At 63.9% G+C, this 15,972-nt stretch carries 15 protein-coding genes; 7 read left to right on the top strand and 8 right to left on the bottom strand.

The annotated features are described in order from the left end of the window. Positions 1–256: 256 nt before the first annotated feature. On the top strand, positions 257–1,147 hold the full coding sequence (locus tag QN358_RS14675) for a UTP--glucose-1-phosphate uridylyltransferase (RefSeq protein ID WP_323512812.1): 891 nt from the start codon (positions 257–259) through the stop codon (positions 1,145–1,147). An 18-nt stretch (positions 1,148–1,165) separates the two neighbouring features. Here QN358_RS14675 and QN358_RS14670 read toward each other — a convergent pair whose 3' ends face one another. Both QN358_RS14670 and QN358_RS14665 read right to left on the bottom strand, forming a co-directional pair. Next, the gene (locus QN358_RS14670; RefSeq protein WP_323512811.1) at positions 1,166–2,203 is read right to left on the bottom strand and encodes a hypothetical protein; all 1,038 of its coding nucleotides are present in this window, start codon (positions 2,201–2,203) and stop codon (positions 1,166–1,168) included. A gap of 75 nt (positions 2,204–2,278) precedes the next feature. Beyond that, positions 2,279–3,484 (bottom strand): sensor histidine kinase, encoded by a 1,206-nt coding sequence (locus tag QN358_RS14665; RefSeq protein ID WP_323512810.1) that lies wholly within the window; start codon positions 3,482–3,484, stop codon positions 2,279–2,281. An 88-nt stretch (positions 3,485–3,572) separates the two neighbouring features. Here QN358_RS14665 and QN358_RS14660 point away from each other — a divergent pair, with 88 nt between their 5' ends. The 4 genes from QN358_RS14660 to QN358_RS14645 are packed head-to-tail and all read left to right on the top strand — an operon-like array spanning position 3,573 to position 6,883. Then, positions 3,573–4,082, top strand: coding sequence for a phosphatase PAP2 family protein (locus tag QN358_RS14660; protein WP_136643654.1), 510 nt, complete (start codon positions 3,573–3,575; stop codon positions 4,080–4,082). 15 nt (positions 4,083–4,097) lie between these two features. Continuing rightward, positions 4,098–5,741: a sensor histidine kinase gene (locus QN358_RS14655; protein ID WP_323512809.1), complete on the top strand. Its 1,644-nt coding sequence runs from the start codon at positions 4,098–4,100 to the stop codon at positions 5,739–5,741. Positions 5,742–5,759: 18 nt separating this feature from the next. After that, the gene (locus QN358_RS14650) at positions 5,760–6,155 is read left to right on the top strand and encodes a hypothetical protein (protein WP_323512808.1); all 396 of its coding nucleotides are present in this window, start codon (positions 5,760–5,762) and stop codon (positions 6,153–6,155) included. Beyond that, a complete protein-coding gene (locus QN358_RS14645; protein ID WP_323512807.1) occupies positions 6,077–6,883 on the top strand; it encodes a diguanylate cyclase in 807 nt (268 codons plus the stop codon). Before QN358_RS14650 ends, QN358_RS14645 begins: the two co-directional genes overlap by 79 nt. On the opposite strand, the gene QN358_RS14640 is transcribed toward QN358_RS14645, so the two are convergent. Continuing rightward, the gene (locus QN358_RS14640; protein WP_323512806.1) at positions 6,870–7,523 is read right to left on the bottom strand and encodes a hypothetical protein; all 654 of its coding nucleotides are present in this window, start codon (positions 7,521–7,523) and stop codon (positions 6,870–6,872) included. The genes QN358_RS14645 and QN358_RS14640 overlap by 14 nt on opposite strands. A 199-nt stretch (positions 7,524–7,722) precedes the next feature. Between QN358_RS14640 and QN358_RS14635 the strand changes: the two genes are divergently transcribed. Together QN358_RS14635 and QN358_RS14630 are read left to right on the top strand one after the other, a co-directional pair. Then, on the top strand, positions 7,723–9,156 hold the full coding sequence (locus QN358_RS14635; protein WP_136643650.1) for a glycosyltransferase family 2 protein: 1,434 nt from the start codon (positions 7,723–7,725) through the stop codon (positions 9,154–9,156). Further along, positions 9,153–9,512 carry a hypothetical protein gene (locus tag QN358_RS14630; RefSeq protein ID WP_136643649.1) on the top strand — a complete coding sequence of 120 codons (360 nt, stop codon included), beginning with the start codon at positions 9,153–9,155 and terminating at the stop codon, positions 9,510–9,512. The genes QN358_RS14635 and QN358_RS14630 overlap by 4 nt, the downstream gene beginning before the upstream one ends. Positions 9,513–9,546: 34 nt before the next feature. On the opposite strand, the gene QN358_RS14625 is transcribed toward QN358_RS14630, so the two are convergent. From QN358_RS14625 to QN358_RS14605, 5 genes are all read right to left on the bottom strand, one after another. After that, positions 9,547–10,464 (bottom strand): response regulator transcription factor, encoded by a 918-nt coding sequence (locus QN358_RS14625; RefSeq protein ID WP_136643648.1) that lies wholly within the window; start codon positions 10,462–10,464, stop codon positions 9,547–9,549. Between the two features lie 64 nt (positions 10,465–10,528). After that, on the bottom strand, positions 10,529–11,635 hold the full coding sequence (locus tag QN358_RS14620) for a glycoside hydrolase family 6 protein (RefSeq protein ID WP_136643647.1): 1,107 nt from the start codon (positions 11,633–11,635) through the stop codon (positions 10,529–10,531). After that, on the bottom strand, positions 11,635–12,261 hold the full coding sequence (locus QN358_RS14615) for a response regulator (RefSeq protein ID WP_323512805.1): 627 nt from the start codon (positions 12,259–12,261) through the stop codon (positions 11,635–11,637). Before QN358_RS14615 ends, QN358_RS14620 begins: the two co-directional genes overlap by 1 nt. A gap of 13 nt (positions 12,262–12,274) precedes the next feature. Continuing rightward, positions 12,275–14,638, bottom strand: coding sequence for a putative bifunctional diguanylate cyclase/phosphodiesterase (locus QN358_RS14610; RefSeq protein WP_136643645.1), 2,364 nt, complete (start codon positions 14,636–14,638; stop codon positions 12,275–12,277). Between the two features lie 145 nt (positions 14,639–14,783). Then, positions 14,784–15,911, bottom strand: a complete 1,128-nt coding sequence (locus QN358_RS14605) for an aspartate-semialdehyde dehydrogenase (protein ID WP_323512804.1) — start codon at positions 15,909–15,911, stop codon at positions 14,784–14,786. Between the last annotated feature and the right edge of the window lie 61 nt (positions 15,912–15,972).

Raw genomic sequence — 15,972 nt, 5'->3', positions numbered from 1 at the left:
GCATGAGGCAGAAGTTTTCGTGTGAGAAAGTCATCAGTCAAAAACGACGCTATTCGTTGGTATCACCCGAAAACTGGGCAAAAACTGCGGTGTTAATGAGCTTGTACAACGATTTACACCCGTTTGGGGGACAATAATTGAAGAGTTGGCAACTGCGTTTGGGCGCAAGCGGAATAGCGGCGGCTCGCCGTCACTCGTAACGCGCGCGTTACATTTCTCACCCAAATGGGGGCAGAAAAGTCGATACTCTTACCGCATGACCACACCTGTCACCAAAGTTGTGATTCCGGCGGCCGGCCTGGGAACACGTTTTCTTCCTGCCACGAAAGCGATGCCGAAAGAGATGCTGCCAGTGGTCGACAAACCGGCCATCCAGTACGTCGTCGAAGAAGCTGTCGACGCGGGGTTGGTCGACGTACTTGTCGTCACAGGGCGCAACAAGCACGCTCTCGCCAACCATTTCGACCGCGTCACCGAACTCGAGCAGGCGCTTGAGCTGAAGGGCGATGGGCACCGACTGAAGATGGTGCACGCCTCTACGGGTCTGGCTGAGATGCACTACGTGCGCCAGGGTGACCCGAAAGGTCTCGGGCACGCCGTGCTCCGCGCGAAAATGCACGTCGGGCACCAACCCTTCGCCGTGATGCTCGGAGACGACCTCATCGACGCCCGCGACACACTCCTCACCAAAATGCTCGAAGTACAAGAACACAAACAAGCCAGCATCATCGCCCTCATGGAAGTCGGCCCCTCGCAAGCCCACCTCTACGGCATCGCCTCCGTCGAGAACACCGACGAAACCGACGTCGTACACATCACCGGCCTCGTCGAGAAACCCGAACCCGGCACCCAACCCTCCAACTACGCCATCATCGGCCGCTACGTACTCATGCCCGAAGTCTTCGACGTACTCGAGAACACAGCACCCGGCAAAGGCGGCGAAATCCAACTCACCGACGCCCTCGCCACCCTCGTCGCCCAACCCGACCTCGCCGGCGGCGTCTACGGCGTCATCTTCCGCGGCCGACGCTACGACACCGGCGACCGCCTCGACTACATCAAAGCCATCATCAGACTCGCCAGCGACCGCGAAGACCTCGGCCCCGACCTCCGCCCCTGGATCAAAGAATTCGCCGAAGGCCTCTGACCCGCGTGAAGTAGGGCGTCAGCTGAGGTGAAACTCGACGAACACGCTATCTGCGGTGACCTCAGTGGTGACGCCAGTAAAGCTGAGTCTCATGAGGCCGAGAAACGGCGCCACCCGAGATGACAGCGAGCGGTCGGCGGTGAAGGCACCCTCAACGGCTCCGCGAATCGTGTCGTTCTCAACCATGAAGCTGAAACTCACGTTGTTGCGCCTCACCGACGGCTGCTCGGCCAGAAAGCCGAGAAGTACGCGCAGCGCCGCGCGTTGTGGCTCGCTGAGGCGGCGTGAGAGGTTCTGCGGGTCGATGAATACGCCAGCCAACTCGGCCAGCGGCTCAGCCAACTGGCTGTGCACCAGGCTGCGGCGCAGGCTGCTTGAGAGCTCACTGGCGCGCACCACGTCGGCGGGGGTGAGTTCGTCGCGCTGCTTGACGTCATGAAAGAACGGCAGAACATCGTCACGGAGTGGCGCGATGCTGTAGCCCAGAAAGTCTGCGACGGCTTCGCGACCGTCGATGACGTCGCGGAGCTCCCGCGCCTGCGCTGCCGAAGCCCGCAGGCCGTGCAGCTCGGCGATGAGCGTCGACGAGTAGATGGCCGCGCCCACGCCGAGAGCGAGCGTGGGGGCCGAGACGATGACGAACGAGGCGATGGGCGATGTACCGGTGAGCGTTGCGAGGTGCGGCACTACCGAGGCGTTCACGACAAGCAGCCCCACTACGGTCGAGACGATGATTTCGCCCGGCGGGCGGTATGGGCCAGCGATCATGACCACGAGCGCCACACACACCGGGCCCCAGTCGTCTCGCACATTCAGGTTGGTACCGAGCTGGCTGAGCGAATTGAGCAGGCATGCGACGAGCACCAAGCCATAGACGACAGCGTAGGTTCGCTGGCCGACGCGGCGGCGATAGGGCTCTGCTGCCCAGATGAAGTAGAGAAAGGCGGCAAGAAGAGTCACCAATGCAACGACCTGTAGTGCCGGCGACGAGATCTCGGTCGGATTGGTCAGTGTCAGCACGACAGCGGTGACCAGGCTGACGACAGCTACGAACACGACAAAGACCCGTGCTGTGATTCCACTCAACGGGTCGAGAGACTGTGCCGTTTCGCTGCGAACGCCGCCGAACACCTAGGTCACCGCCCCTGGGGTAGCGAGAGGAACCGACAGCAGCACAGCAGTGCCCGAGCCCGGCGTCGACCACACGCGCACGGTACCGCCCACTGATTCGACGCGTTGGCTGATCGACACGCGAAGCCCCATGCGCTGCGCGTCGACAGCACTCGCGTCGAACCCCGTTCCCGCGTCGGTGACCACGACATTGACCGTGTCGACCCCGGCAACGATGGCCACCTCTGCCTCGTTCACATTCGCGTGCTTGCTCACGTTGACGAGCGCTTGATCGACGGCTTTGACCACCTCGCTCACCACTCCGGGCTCGAGCTGGGCCAGAATCTGCGGGTCTCCGCTGATCTCCACCACTAGGCCACGCTGGCGGGCTGACCGGATGACCGGGCCGAGCCCCGAGCTCAGCACCGCGTCTCCCCCGGCCCGCGCTCGCAGGGTCGCCTCGTTGAGCAGCAGCGCCGGGTGAGTGAGTGACGCGATGTCACGCGCGAGAAATGCCCGATGGGCGTCAGTGAGAGTGCCCACGTCGCTGAGCGTGAGCGCGTGCAGGTCGTTCAGCACGGTGTCGTGCAGTGCCGCCCGGGCACGGGTGGCGATGCGCGACCTCTCGATCGAGCGTTCTTCGGCCAACGCGGCGAACCGCATCGTGTCTGACCCCCGATTCGCTTGCCGACGGCCGGCCGCAAGGCCGAGCAGCAGCACGATCAGCCCGACGAATGTGGCAATCGACGGAAAGTCGAAGGCGAACCTCATGCCCCCGACGTGGCCTCCGACCTGCACCGCGACCGACGCCAGCACGAACCCGAGTGAGCAACGAACGATGCTCGAAGCGAGAGTGCGACCGGCGACACCCACCACCGTCATCGCGATTTTCGGCATCGACAACAGCACAGAATCGGAGGCGAACCGGCCGGGGCCCGACTGAACGGCAATCTCGAAGGAGTAGAGGTACAGCCCCCCCGCAGCGACGAGCATGAGTGTCAATACGAGTGCTCTGTTGCGGGTGACCAGCGCCCAGCCCACACCGATGCCCGCCAGACCGAGACCCACAAGCGCAAGAGCCACGCTGACCTGCGGCAGAACGAGTTTCAGCGCGAAGACCAGAATGAAAGTGCTGAGGAGAAAGACCCCGCTGACCCAGATGGCCGCACGACCCAACGCGTGGCTTGTCGATGCGCCCTCGACGTCTGTCGGCAGAACAAGCGACATCTCTTCCTTCCGGCGCTTCGGCCCACCCCCGAACGGGGACAAAGTCGCTCGTATTGATACTAAGCCGCATGCCGCTACTCTGAACCCCATGACGACGTCACCCGAAACCGCGTTCATCGTTCGAGTGCAGGCCACTCCTCTCGCACGCGGCCTGGTCGCCCCAGCGAAAGCGCTCAGCTTCATCGGCGAACACGCGGCCGGCTGGGTTGTGCTCGGGGTGATCGGTGCTCTCATCGACGCGCCGCACGCGTGGGCCTGGTTGTGGAGCACTCTCGCGGTCGTGGTGGCGCACGGTCTTTCTATTGTGATCAAACGCATTGTTCGCCGACCTCGGCCGGGTGCATCCGGAGGCCCGGTGACGGTGTACGCCACGGCGCCCAGCAAGCTCAGTTTTCCGAGCTCGCATGCCTCATCGACGATGGCGGCCGCTGTGGTGTTCACCGCGTTCGTTCCGTGGCTCTGGCCTGCGGCGGTCATCGTGGTGCTGTTCATGGGTGTCAGCCGCGTGATTCTGGGCATGCACTACCCCACCGATGTGCTGGCAGGGTATCTCATCGGTCTCATTGTCGGGGTTCCGACTGTGCTACTGCTGCACTAGCCCTAGTCTTAACGGGTGACAAACGCGGCGGGCGGGCCAGCAGGGCGAGCGAGCCTCGAGCGTGCCGTCTTTCAGTCGCAGCTGCCGCTCGCCGCAGCAGCCCTTCTGCTCATCTGCGTCGAATTCGTCGTTCAACCATCGGTCGTCGCCAACCCGTTGTTCGTCGCGGGAGCCACCGGCATCTTCGTGGTCACGGCGCTTGCTGCCGTGGTGCCGTGGGGCCTGCTGAAGCGGCCCTGGGTCGCCGTTCTGCCCGCCGCCGACATGCTGGCCGTCACCGTGCTCGGCCATGGCAGCACCGACCTGACGACCGGCGTTCTGCTGGCCTTCCCCGTCATCTGGCTGTCGACGTATTTCGGCTTCGCCGGCACGATCGCGAGCGCAGGCGCGAGCGCCGCCCTCATCTGGGTCGCTGCGGCGCTCGGGGGGTCGGTGCACGACGAAACGGCTGTACCCGGTCTCATCGTGCTGCCGGTGACCCTCACGTTCATCGCTACGGTGACGTATCTGCGCAGCAAGCGATCGGCAGCGCAGCTCGGTCTGGTGCGCCAGCAGGCCACGTTGCTCGAGGGCGCACATCACCGGGCACGGCGCCAGGAGCAGACTCTGGATGCCGTACTCAACTCCGTCGACTTCGGCGTCGTGGCGTTCGACAGTCAGGGCCGCGAAACTCTCGCAAACAGCACCTATCGCTTGTTGATCACCCAGTTCGGCCGGCCGGTGGGCAGCGGAGGCGCGCTGCCCACCCTCTACGGCCCCGACCGCAAAACCCTCGTGCCAGAAGAGGAACGCCCCTACCGCCAGGCGGTTCTCGGCCGCGCGTTCGACGACGTCATCGTCTGGGTGGGCGAACCCGGCGAGCGTCGCAAGGCGCTCTCGGTCTCGGCGCGGCAGATTGTGGGCCCGCACGGCCAGAACGACGGCGGCATCATGGTCACCCGCGATGTGACGCGCGAGATCAACGCGATTCAGGCTCGAGACGATCTGGTGGCCTCGGTCTCGCATGAATTGCGCACGCCGCTCACCTCTATTCTCGGTTACCTCGAACTGGCGCTCGACGACGAGACGATCGCACCGAAGACGCGCGCGATGCTCACCGTGGCGTCGACCAACTCCGACCGCCTGCTGGCCCTCATAGCCGATCTGTTCACGGCGACAAGCGCCAGCGATCACTCGTTGCTCATGTCATTCACCGGGTGCGACATGACCGAGATCGTGGGCGACTCGATCAAGGCGCAACAGCTGCTGGCCGAGCAGCGCGGAATAACGCTCGAGTTGGTGACCCATGCCCCGCATCTGCTGGTGGCCGACGGGTTTCGGTTGCGACAGGTGATTGACAACCTGCTCACGAACTCGATCAAGTACAACAAGGAGAACGGCGACGTGACGGTTGCCGTCACTGCCACCTCCACAGACGTGATTGTCACGGTCACCGACACCGGCATCGGGCTCAGCGACGAAGAGCAGACACAGCTGTTCGAGCGCTATTTTCGGGCCGAGAGTGTGCGCAAGTCGAGCATCCACGGTTCGGGTCTGGGGCTCAGCATCACGCGAGACATCGTTCGCCAGCACGGTGGTGACCTCACGGTGACCAGCGAGCTCGGGGTGGGCTCGAAATTCACCGTGCGGGTGCCGGTCGAGCACCTAGAGTTGGCTTGAGGGTTACAGGGAGTTGTTATGGTGCGGCTAGATCTCGAGACCCTCTTGGTCATCAACGGAATCGTCGTGGTGCTTTCGGGCCTCACCTTCGTGATCAACACGGCAATGAGGCGCAGTGATGTTCCCGGGCGCATCTGGAGCGTCTCGTTCATCGGCGGCATGCTCGCCGCGCTCTGCTACGGAATCTGGGCCGTGAACCCAGACGCCGAATGGATACTGATCATCGGCAATGCCGCCTATGGTCTCGTGACCGGGGCCATCTGGTCGGGTGCCCGGGTCTTCAACGGCCGAAATCACTCACGGCCTCGAGCCAGGGGCAGTGGCTCGGCTCGCTCATGCTGTTCCCCCTGGTGGCGGTCTTCGGCGGTCTGGCTGGCGTCGAGTGCCTGCGCGGGCGTCTGCGTCGCAACCTGAACGCGCGCATCGTGGCCGGCAGCATGATCATTCTCGCCGCCTTCTATGCCGCACGAACGGTAGTGTTCGCCGTCAGTGGCCCCACGAGCGACCTCTTCGTCGACTACTTCAGCGGTCAGGCCGCCACCTTGCTCATCATCATGTTCGTCGTGGTCAACACCATCAGCATCTCGATTCTGCAAGCCGAACGCACCGACACCCAGGCACTCGGCGACCGAACCGTTGGCGTCAATTCGGTGGTGGGGCTCCTCTCGGCGTCGCCGTTCGCCCAGCAATGGGAAGACTGGCTCGAGCGAGCCGAATTCAACGGAGACCGACTCGAGATGGTCGCTGTCGACATCGACAGCCTGCCCGAGATGAACACCGCCCTTGGCCGTGACTTCGGCGACGACGCGATCACGTCGGTAGCTCAGATCGTGCGGCATCATGCCCCGACGTGCACGCTCATCGGGCATCCGGGAGCCGGCCGATTCGTCATCGTAATGGTGGTCACCGGTGACGAAGCCCGCAGTGTGGCGTCGGATGTTCGCGATGCCCTCGTTGATGAACCCATCGACCAGTCGCGCGGCATACGTGCAACGGCAAGCTTCGGCGTTGTCGACACCGACGTCTTCGGGTACGACCTCGCCACCCTGAGCGCCGCCCTCGATTCCGCGACCCTCGCCGCACGCAGCGCTGGCGGAAACCACATCGTGGTGGGCCGCGCGGTGACCGCTACTTCGCGATAGCCACCGTGATGGTGTCTGTGGCCGTCTGCTTCGAATAGTCAGACGAGGTGGGCGTGGTCTGCAGCAACAGTTCGAAGGTGAACTGCAGCGTGATCTCGGTGGCGGCCGGGTCGACCGGCGGCAACACGAACGTCTCGCTGTAGCTGTAGGGCGACTTGATGAAGTAACCGGGCGCCACGGTGGCCTGGTCGCTGAGCGTGGCCGGGGCGGCCAGCGCTATGCCGTCTCTGTCGGTGACAGCCGGGCTCAGCGAGACGCGAGAGAGATAGATGCGCTGGCCCTGGTCACTGCCGAGCACTCCGATCATGTTGAAGCTGACCGGCTTGTTGGCAGAGGCCTGCCACTTGTCCATGCTCAAGGTCGAGAAGTAGTTCACGGTGAGAGCAATGTCGCCGGCCTGCAGCAGGTGCTGGGCGGTGCCGGTGGCGAGGTCGTTCACGATGGGAGTGATGGTGGCCTGGGGTGCGGGGGTCGCGCTCGGTGCTGCACTGGCGTCGCTCGCGGAGGGCACTCCAGAGGCGCTCACCTGCCAGGGTGCCACGCCGCAGGCGCTCAGGCTCGTCATGGCGGCGAGACCCAGCGACGCGGCGATGGCGGCGCGCCTCAGTCTGTTCGGTCGGGCAGAAGTGGTTGGTGACATCGAATGCCTCTCGGTGTGCGGTGAAGTGAGCCCAACCATACGGGCAGAAAACGAGTCTGAACAAGAAAATGCCCCCCTGACGGGTGTCTTGATCAAATCTTGAGGTGAAGCTGAGGTGGCCTTGGCGATTTGCTGCGGTCGGTGCTGCACACTGATCTCAACGCCGAAATTACCGCCTCACACACCCCGGGAGAAAACGATGGCCGAGAGCCTGAACCCCTACGTCACAGACACGGCCGTCGATGACGCCTACGCCAACGACTTCATCGAGTCGGTCGACTCGCTGCCCACCTATCGGCCAACCATCGGCTGTGTGATTCCGGCGTACAACGAAGAAGAGTCGATCGGCGCCGTGCTGGCCTCGCTGCTCGCCCAGAGCCGTGTTCCCGATGTCATTCACGTAGTGATCAACAACACCACTGACAAGACCGTGTTCGAAGCCGCCAAATTCGCCGGCCCCCACATGATCGAGCGCGATGGTATCGAGCAGTTCACCGAGGTCTACGTTCACGACATCGGCAAGAACAAAGACAAGAAGGTCGGGGCACTGAACTACGGCTTTCAGCTGGTTGAGGGCTGCGACTTCTTTCTCGGGGTCGACGGCGACACGACCGCAGCCACCGACGCGGTCGAGCAACTCGGCGCCGAGATCATGTCTGACAGCCGCATCGGCGGCATCTCAGCGATCTTCTCCATCGACGACACTCAGATGAAGGGCATGAGCGCCTTTCTGGTCACCGGCCAGCGCGCCCAGTTCGCGGCCTTCAACATGCAGAACATGCTGCGTGGCCGCAACATGGCTGTGTTGGGCGGCCAGTTCTCGATTTTCTCGATGCAGGCGCTTCGCCAGGCCATGGTGGAGAACCACCAGACCACCCCCTGGGTGAAAGACAGCGAGGTCGAAGACTCGCTGCTGTCGCTTCAGATCAAGAGTGCCGGCTACCTCACGAAGATCAGTGCCCAAGCCCGGGCCGACGTGGGCGGCATGACCACCATGCGCGGTCTCGACGCCCAGCAGGTGAAGTGGAACTTCGGTGCGATCGAGCTCATGTGGCCCGGCCAGCGGGGCGACACGAAGGGCCAGCCGCTTCACCCCAACCTGCGGCTGCGGTGGGTGGAGAACTTCTCGATGCTCGTCAACGTGGTCACCCGGCTCATGTTCATCGTGCTGCTGTTCTTCTCCCTCTCGATTCACGCCTTCGTGTTCAGCCCGATCTGGCTCATTCCCACCGTGGTGGCCATCTTCTTGAACCTGCGCACCGCGATGTCGATGAAGAATCGCAATTCGAGAGACATCTTCTTCGCCATTCTCTTCGTTCCCGCCGAGCTCTACATGTGGATTCGCATCGGCCATTTCGTGCGCGCCTGGAGCAAGTTTCTGAGCCGCAAGCAGGTCGACAACTGGGCCGCACAGGCCAAGGCCGAAAAGGGCCGCGGTAACGCCTACCTCGCACCACTGCTCGTCGTCGCCATCATCTTCGCCATCATGGTGGTCATCTGGTTCATGCTCCCCATCGTCGTTCAGTCGACTCTGCTCTGGATCGGCTGGCCGGCACTCGGCGTCATCACCGTGCTGCAGACCCTCGGCATGTTCGGCAAGCTCGCACGCAGACACCGCGGGTACAAGGTTTGAGTCAAGGTACGGTCATCGAGTGGCCGGTTCTGTTCGCGCTTGTGCAACAGTTTCCGGCAACTCGAGGCAAGCGCAGCTCGTTTGTCGACGACTTCATCAGCATGTGGGAGCCCCGCTCGTTTCGGCTGAAACGGGCGCTGTCGACGGGCGACCTCGACGATGCCGACGTTGTGTTGTTGAGCATCGAGTCGAGCGGTCACATGCTGGGCGCGACGACTCTCGAAGCCATCGCGGGCATGGTGCACACCTGTGTGAAGAAGGGCGACACCGCGGGCGCAGTGAGGCATCTGCCGCGGTTGACCGAGGTCGGTCACGAGACCTGCGCCGAACTCGTGCGTATTCTGGGCGACGGATGACCGGCGGCGGCCGCTCGGCCCGGCTGTTTTCGGCTCAGTCGCTCTCGGCGGCAGCCAGCCGGTAGCCGATGCCGCGCACCGTCTCGATCCAACGCGGAGCCGTGAGGCTGTCGCCGAGCTTCCGGCGAAGGTTAGCCATGTGCACCTCGATGGCCCGCTTGTCGCTCTCGCTGACGAAGTGCGCGGTCACGTAGCTCTCACCGCGCAGCAGCAGCGCGAGGTCGGCTTTGCTGCGCACCCGGCGCTGGCTCGACATGAGGGCGTTGAGCAGGTCGAATTCACTGCGCGTCAGCTCGATCACGGCGCCGTCTTTCTCGGCGAGACGCATGTCTGAGTTGACGTAGAGGCCGTTGTACTCGATCCAGCCGTCTTCGGCCGAGTACGTGTCGTGCGGGGCGGGCAGAGCCGACCCGTCTGCGGCCAGGGCAGCCGTGGTGGCCGACCCGGAGGCGTCAGCAGCGACGACCTGGGCAACCGCAGTGGCGGGCGCGGCTGCGGGCGCCTGAGGCGTGGCATCCGGAACCGTGGCGATACGAGCCGCAGCTGGTTCGTCACCGGCCATGGCGCGGGGCCGCCGCTGCATGGCCTCGATGCGTGCGCGCAGTTCACGTGGGCGAAACGGTTTGGTCAGGTAGTCGTCAGCGCCGGCCTGCAGGCCCTCGAGCGTGTCGATCTCGTCGTTGCGCGCGGTGAGCATGATGAGGTAGGTGTTGCTGAACGCCCGAATACGCTTCGCGGCCTCGAACCCGTCGATTCCGGGCAGGCTCACATCGAGAGTGGTGACCAGCGGGTTGTACGCCCGAACCGCCTGCACCCCGTCGAGACCGTTGCCCGTAGCCACGGTCTCGAACCCGGCCTGGGTGAGAACCGTCTCGAGAAGATTGCGAATATCTGCGTCGTCTTCGATGATGACGGCGACGCGGCGCTCGCTAGAACTGTCAGTGCTGCTCATTGTTTCCCCTCGATATATGAAGCGTACTGGCGCGTCGGCCGATTCCGAACCCGTTGGGGGGTCATCACCAACCTGCGTCTGCGGCGAGGGCGAGGGCGCCGGATGCCCACCATTGGCCTGCGGCAGGCCCGCCGTTGCAGGTGCCATCGCTCTCCCCCGGCGGCTTGACCCAGAGATTCGCGTCTTGATTGGTGGCCACATTCGTCTCAGAGGGTTCTGCCCCGAGCGCCCTGCCAGGCGGATTGCACCACTGACCAGTAGTGCCATTGCCGTTACGAGAAGTATCGACGACGTAGTGCGCATTGCCCGTGAGCGAGCTGATCTGTGCGGCGTAGGTCTGCTCGGCCGAGGTGGGGTTGTAGTTCGAGACATTTGTGGCAAACCCCCGGGCTTTGTTCACTCCTGCACGATTCAGCAGGGTAGCCATGTCGGCTGCGCGGCCCCATTTCGAATGGCCGGCGTCGATGTAGACGGTTGCGTGGGCCGGGCCGAGCACGTCGATGTCGGCGCTGATCTCCCGCACCCGCTCGTCGACGTTGTTGCACATCGTGGCGAGCGCCAGAGCATCGGGTTCGAGAACGATGACGGTGTTGTCGCTGTCGAGACCTGCGGCGATGGCCGCGACCCACGCGGGGTATTCGGCTGCACTCAGCCCGCCCGCCGACTGCCCGGTGGCACAGTCTCTGTTCGGCACCCCGTAGACCGTGAAGAGAGGGGTGCGGCCCACAGCCTTCGCGGCCGCCTCGACCCCGGCGACGTACGCGGTGATCGCACCCGTGGGGTGCTGTTCGGGAGTGAGCCAGATGGCGGTGGGCACTGCTGCAATGCGGCCGAAGGTCTGGGCCCCCGCCGTGTCGCCGGCGGCGAGCGCTGCGGCCGAGGCAGAGGCGGCCTTCGACAGGGGGTCGACGTAGAAATTCTCGCCGGTCAACGGGCTCACGGGGCCGGCCGAGTCGCCAGAAGCGCTGCCCGTGCCGAACGCACCCACCCCCGCACCCGCGAACGCGAAGAGCGAGGCGGCGAGCAGAACGACGGGCAGGCTCAGTGCGACTATCGCCACGATGAGGCCCGTTCGGCTGCGGTCGTTGCTGCGGTCGTTGCTGGGGTCTGTGCTGCGGTCTCTGCCCCGCTTCGGTTTCTCGAGCGGCGGACGGGGCGGCAGGGCGGTCATCAGCGCAGGTACCCGTCTTCGGCAGCCCGCCGAATCAGCGTTTCGCGGTCATCGGCTGGCCGGCCCTGAGTGGCATACGCCGATCGGATGCCCGCGAGTATCTTTCGCACGGCCTCTGGCCGCGAGTTCTGCAGCAGCGCAACCTCAACCGGATTGTGACCATCGGCGTACAGGTTGAGAACCGCTATCTCGTCGTCGCTGAAGCGCGCCGCAGCGAGACCCTGGGCGTCGTCGACACCGAGCGCCGAGCGCACGGCTGCCAGAACATCGGCCGCCGGGTTGGCTTTGGGAACGAACCGCGCCGCCCCCGCGGCCATGATGCGATCGATGTCGACCTGATCGGTCACGGCACTCATGACCACGACCACCGCACCGGCCGCCGCGCACAGGCCGATTCGCGACTCGATGGAGATGGGCTCGGCCAGCTGGTAGTCCATGACGACCACATCTGGCGGAAAAGCGGGGTGCCTGATGAGGGCGCCCCACGATGAGGCAGAGATGACCACTTCGAAATCGTGGGCGTGGGTACCGAACCAATTGGTGAGCCCGTCGAGAACCAGCTCGTGATCTTCGACGATCGCGAGCGGCCTTCTTCCCGATTTAACTGTTTCGGGTGAGGGGTTCATGTTGCGATTTATCCTAGGGCACCTGTGCGGTTGCGCCATACTGGGCAATTCGCTTGACAACTTGCTCGTACGTTTCGGGTTTGCCGTAGAAATAGCCCTGAGCGTTTCGCACGCCCACGCTCACCAGTATCTCTGCAGCCTCGGCGCTCTCGATTCCTTCGACGATGGTGAGGTAGTCGGTCGAATCACTGAAACCCTGCAGGGCCTTCACAACCTCGCGCTGGCGATAGTCGTCGAGGTCGTCGATGAGGCTTCGATCGAGTTTGATGATATCCATCGGGATACGCACCAGCGAGCCCACCGAGGAGTTCTCAGAACCGTAGTCGTCGAGGGCGATGAGGATTCCGGCGTCTCTCAGCTCTTGCGATTGACGGCGGAGATCGTCGGTCACGTACCTCAGTGAGCGTTCGTTGAGTTCGAGGCACAGTGAGACAGAGGGGTAGCGCCGGGCGAGGTCTTTTGCGAAGAGGCCCACATGGTCATCCGTTATCTGACCCACCTCGAGGTTCACCGTCATCGTGGCGATCGATGGTTCGATGAGCTGGATGGCCCGGGCCGCGGTCATCGCTTTTGCCATCACCTGGCGGGTCAGCACATCCATCAGGCCGAGGCTCTTCGCGCGTTCGACGAGGGCGCCAGGCGAAATGGCCCCGAGCTCGGGATCGGTGTAGCGCACCAACGCCTCGAAAGCCCAGATGCGGTTCTCGAGCATGTTGACGATGGGCTGATAAACGAGGGTCAGTTCGTCTTTGCCGATGGCGTCGGCGACGATGTCGTTGATGCGCGCCGAGCGGTGGGGCGAGATGTTGATAGTGCTCTCGGCAGCGGGGCCACCCTCGCGCCTGCTCTTCTTCACAGCCAGCATGCTGCGGTCGGCGTCGACCACCAGCTGGTTCGCATCGGTCTCGCGGTGCGCCGAATACGCGAGCCCCACACTGAGCACCGGGCGCAGTTCGGTCTCCTCGACGACCAAGGGGGCCTCCGTGCTCCGAATAAGCGACTCGGCCAGCTCTTTGCCCTCTTCGAGCGAGTGCAGTTCGGTGAGAATGACCACGAACTCATCACCGCCGACGCGTGCCACCACATCGTGCGGGCGGGCAGAGTCTCGCAGCCGGTCGGCAACGGTCGTGAGCATCACATCGCCCACGTGGTGCCCACGCCTGTCATTCAATTGTTTGAAGCGATCGATATCGATGAAGAGCACGGCGATCGCCGCCGCATACGCACGATTGTCGTTCGCCTTGATCAGGGCAGCCCGAAATGCGTTGTAGTTCGGCAGGCCCGTCAGCGAGTCACTGTTCGCGCGCAGAAGCAGACCCGCCATGTCTTCGGTCACCTTGGCCGCCTCGGTGGCGAGATGGGCGAGCGCCTCGAGCGCCCGCTCGTCTTCGCGGTTGAACGGAATACCGTTCAGCTCCCGGGTGGCGACGATGTACGAACTGTCGCCGGGCGCCAATCGAACCGGGTAGCCGATCTGCGCGAACCCGGGCGGCTCTGCGGCGATCTCAAGCCGGTCAGACATGATGGTCTGGCGCGCCCATTCGATGAGAATCTCACCCAGGCCGTGCTCGTGTTTCCACGGCAGGCCGAGCGCAGCATCGGTGAGCCCCTTGAGTCGCCGTTGTAGGTCACGCAGTTGCTGAAACCGAGCCAGCATGAACAGCACCGCTGCGATCGCCAGCAGAAGCACCGCTGCGCGATGGGTCTGGGCCTCTTGAAGCACGGTCGGTATCAGGGTCGTGTATGAGAAGTGGATGGCCAGCGCCATGGTGCCCACAACAAGCAGAATGACCAGCAGTCGGCGCGGGCTGAGGCTCGAGAGGCCGAAGTCACGCCGGGCGCTCCACCGGCCTTTGGCACGCGCGAACTCGAGCACGAGCACCAGCAGAAGGTATGCAAAGGTGGCCAGATAGAGGTAGAGCACGGGCGAGAAGCCCAGCTTGTCGAATTCACGAACGACCAGGCACCAGATGACCGCGCCGATCGTGGCGATGCCGCTCGCGTAGGCTGCGGCGACCAGCCTGCGCGAGTTGAACAGAGCGCCGACGAAGAAGCCGAGCGCCCACGCCGCGACCGAGGGAAAGAGCTCGTTGTGCAGTTCGGCTGTGACCAAGAGAGCGATCGAGGTGCTGACCGAAGGCAAGCCGGCCAGTCGACCGATCTGAAAGCGAAAGTCTGCGACCAGCGCTGACGAGACGAAAAGCGCAACGAAGTAGAAGACATCGACCGATGAAACCCTGGAGAAGCTGAAAACCCCCGCGACCAGAATCAGAACAGCGACCGACACAACAGGCCAGAAGAACGCACGGCGAACGAGCCGCTCGGCTGGCGCTGAGTCGCTTCTGATCTCAGACCAACCGGGGAGAGAGTCGCTCATGCCTTTAGAGTACCGCTCGGCGGTTTACCCTCGAACGCAGCACGAGCTTCGCGCCGGGTTGACGGGCTCCCGTAGATACCGGGTTGCAACAGCTGCCGCAGATAAACGAACGGCCGATGCTGCCTGCTGGGTTCAGCCCGGCGCGTCAGACGAGAGCGGCAGACCGGCCCGGGGTCGGCTCGCCAGCGGCAAGGCGGGACGCGATGATCTCGGCGATCTGCACAGCGTTGAGGGCGGCGCCTTTTCGCAGATTGTCGTTACTCACGAACAGAGCGATACCCCGACCATCCGGAACCCCCTCGTCTTGACGAATACGGCCCACATAGCTCGGGTCGGTACCGGCGGCCTGCAGCGGGGTGGGCACGTCGGTGAGCTCGACGCCGGCCGCGACGGCCAGCAGCTCGGCAACACGTTCGGGGCTGATCGACCGCGAGAATTCGGCGTTGATCGAGAGCGAGTGGCCGGTGAAGACGGGCACGCGAACGCAGGTTCCGCTCACCAGGAGCTCTGGAAGTTCGAGGATCTTGCGGCTCTCGTTGCGGAGCTTCTTCTCTTCGTCGGTCTCGTTCAGGCCGTCGTCGACGAGGTTGCCGGCGAACGGAATGACGTCGAACGCGATGGGGCGCACGTACTTCACGGGCTCGGGGAAGGTGATGGCGCTGCCATCGTGAACGAGGTCGAGGATTCTGCCCTGCGACACCGCGGCCTCGATCTGGGTCGCCAGCTCTTCAGCCCCGGCGAGACCGGAGCCCGAAACCGCCTGAAAGGTGGTGACGATGAGGCGCTCGAGGCCCGCCTCGGCGTGCAGCACCTTCAGAACGGGCATGGCCGCCATGGTGGTGCAGTTCGGGTTGGCGATGATGCCCTTTCGGGCCTCGTCGATGGCGTGCGGGTTCACTTCGCTGACGACCAGGGGCACGTCGGCATCCATGCGCCAGGCGCTCGAGTTGTCGATGACGGTGACGCCGGCCGCGGCGAACTTCGGCGCGAGCGCCTTCGAGCCGGTGGCGCCGGCCGAGAAGAGAGCGATGTCGAGCCCCGACGGGTCGGCCGTGGCCGAATCTTCGACGGTGATCTCTTCGCCACGAAAGGTGAGGGTGGTGCCGGCAGAACGAGACGTCGCGAAGAACCGGATGCTCGCAATAGCAAAGTTGCGCTCATCGAGCAGCTGGCGCATGACCTTGCCCACTTGACCGGTGGCGCCCACGACACCCACGTGTACACCCTGCGCGCTCTGGGAGGTGACGGACTGGGCTGCTGATGAGGCGTTCACTCGTCTTCGTTCCTTCTCGTATCTGAAGCTCCCACCTTACCACTGTCTCTTATACACATCT

The sequence above is a fragment of the Subtercola sp. RTI3 genome, assembly GCF_035018625.1.
Taxonomy (GTDB): Bacteria; Actinomycetota; Actinomycetes; order Actinomycetales; family Microbacteriaceae; genus Subtercola; species Subtercola vilae.
Note: the sequence above shows the minus strand (reverse complement) of the source record. Positions and strands in the feature narration are given on the sequence as shown.

What these genes read in the sequence shown, in the direction of transcription:
- QN358_RS14660 (WP_136643654.1), top strand. Translation starts at nt 3,573, where the DNA reads ATGACGACGTCACCCGAAACCGCGTTCATCGTTCGAGTGCAGGCCACT.
- QN358_RS14620 (WP_136643647.1), bottom strand. Translation starts at nt 11,635, where the DNA reads ATGACCGCCCTGCCGCCCCGTCCGCCGCTCGAGAAACCGAAGCGGGGC.
- QN358_RS14625 (WP_136643648.1), bottom strand. Translation starts at nt 10,464, where the DNA reads ATGAGCAGCACTGACAGTTCTAGCGAGCGCCGCGTCGCCGTCATCATC.
- QN358_RS14665 (WP_323512810.1), bottom strand. Translation starts at nt 3,484, where the DNA reads ATGTCGCTTGTTCTGCCGACAGACGTCGAGGGCGCATCGACAAGCCAC.
- QN358_RS14635 (WP_136643650.1), top strand. Translation starts at nt 7,723, where the DNA reads ATGGCCGAGAGCCTGAACCCCTACGTCACAGACACGGCCGTCGATGAC.
- QN358_RS14675 (WP_323512812.1), top strand. Translation starts at nt 257, where the DNA reads ATGACCACACCTGTCACCAAAGTTGTGATTCCGGCGGCCGGCCTGGGA.
- QN358_RS14610 (WP_136643645.1), bottom strand. Translation starts at nt 14,638, where the DNA reads ATGAGCGACTCTCTCCCCGGTTGGTCTGAGATCAGAAGCGACTCAGCG.
- QN358_RS14640 (WP_323512806.1), bottom strand. Translation starts at nt 7,523, where the DNA reads ATGTCACCAACCACTTCTGCCCGACCGAACAGACTGAGGCGCGCCGCC.
- QN358_RS14615 (WP_323512805.1), bottom strand. Translation starts at nt 12,261, where the DNA reads ATGAACCCCTCACCCGAAACAGTTAAATCGGGAAGAAGGCCGCTCGCG.
- QN358_RS14645 (WP_323512807.1), top strand. Translation starts at nt 6,077, where the DNA reads ATGCTGTTCCCCCTGGTGGCGGTCTTCGGCGGTCTGGCTGGCGTCGAG.
- QN358_RS14650 (WP_323512808.1), top strand. Translation starts at nt 5,760, where the DNA reads ATGGTGCGGCTAGATCTCGAGACCCTCTTGGTCATCAACGGAATCGTC.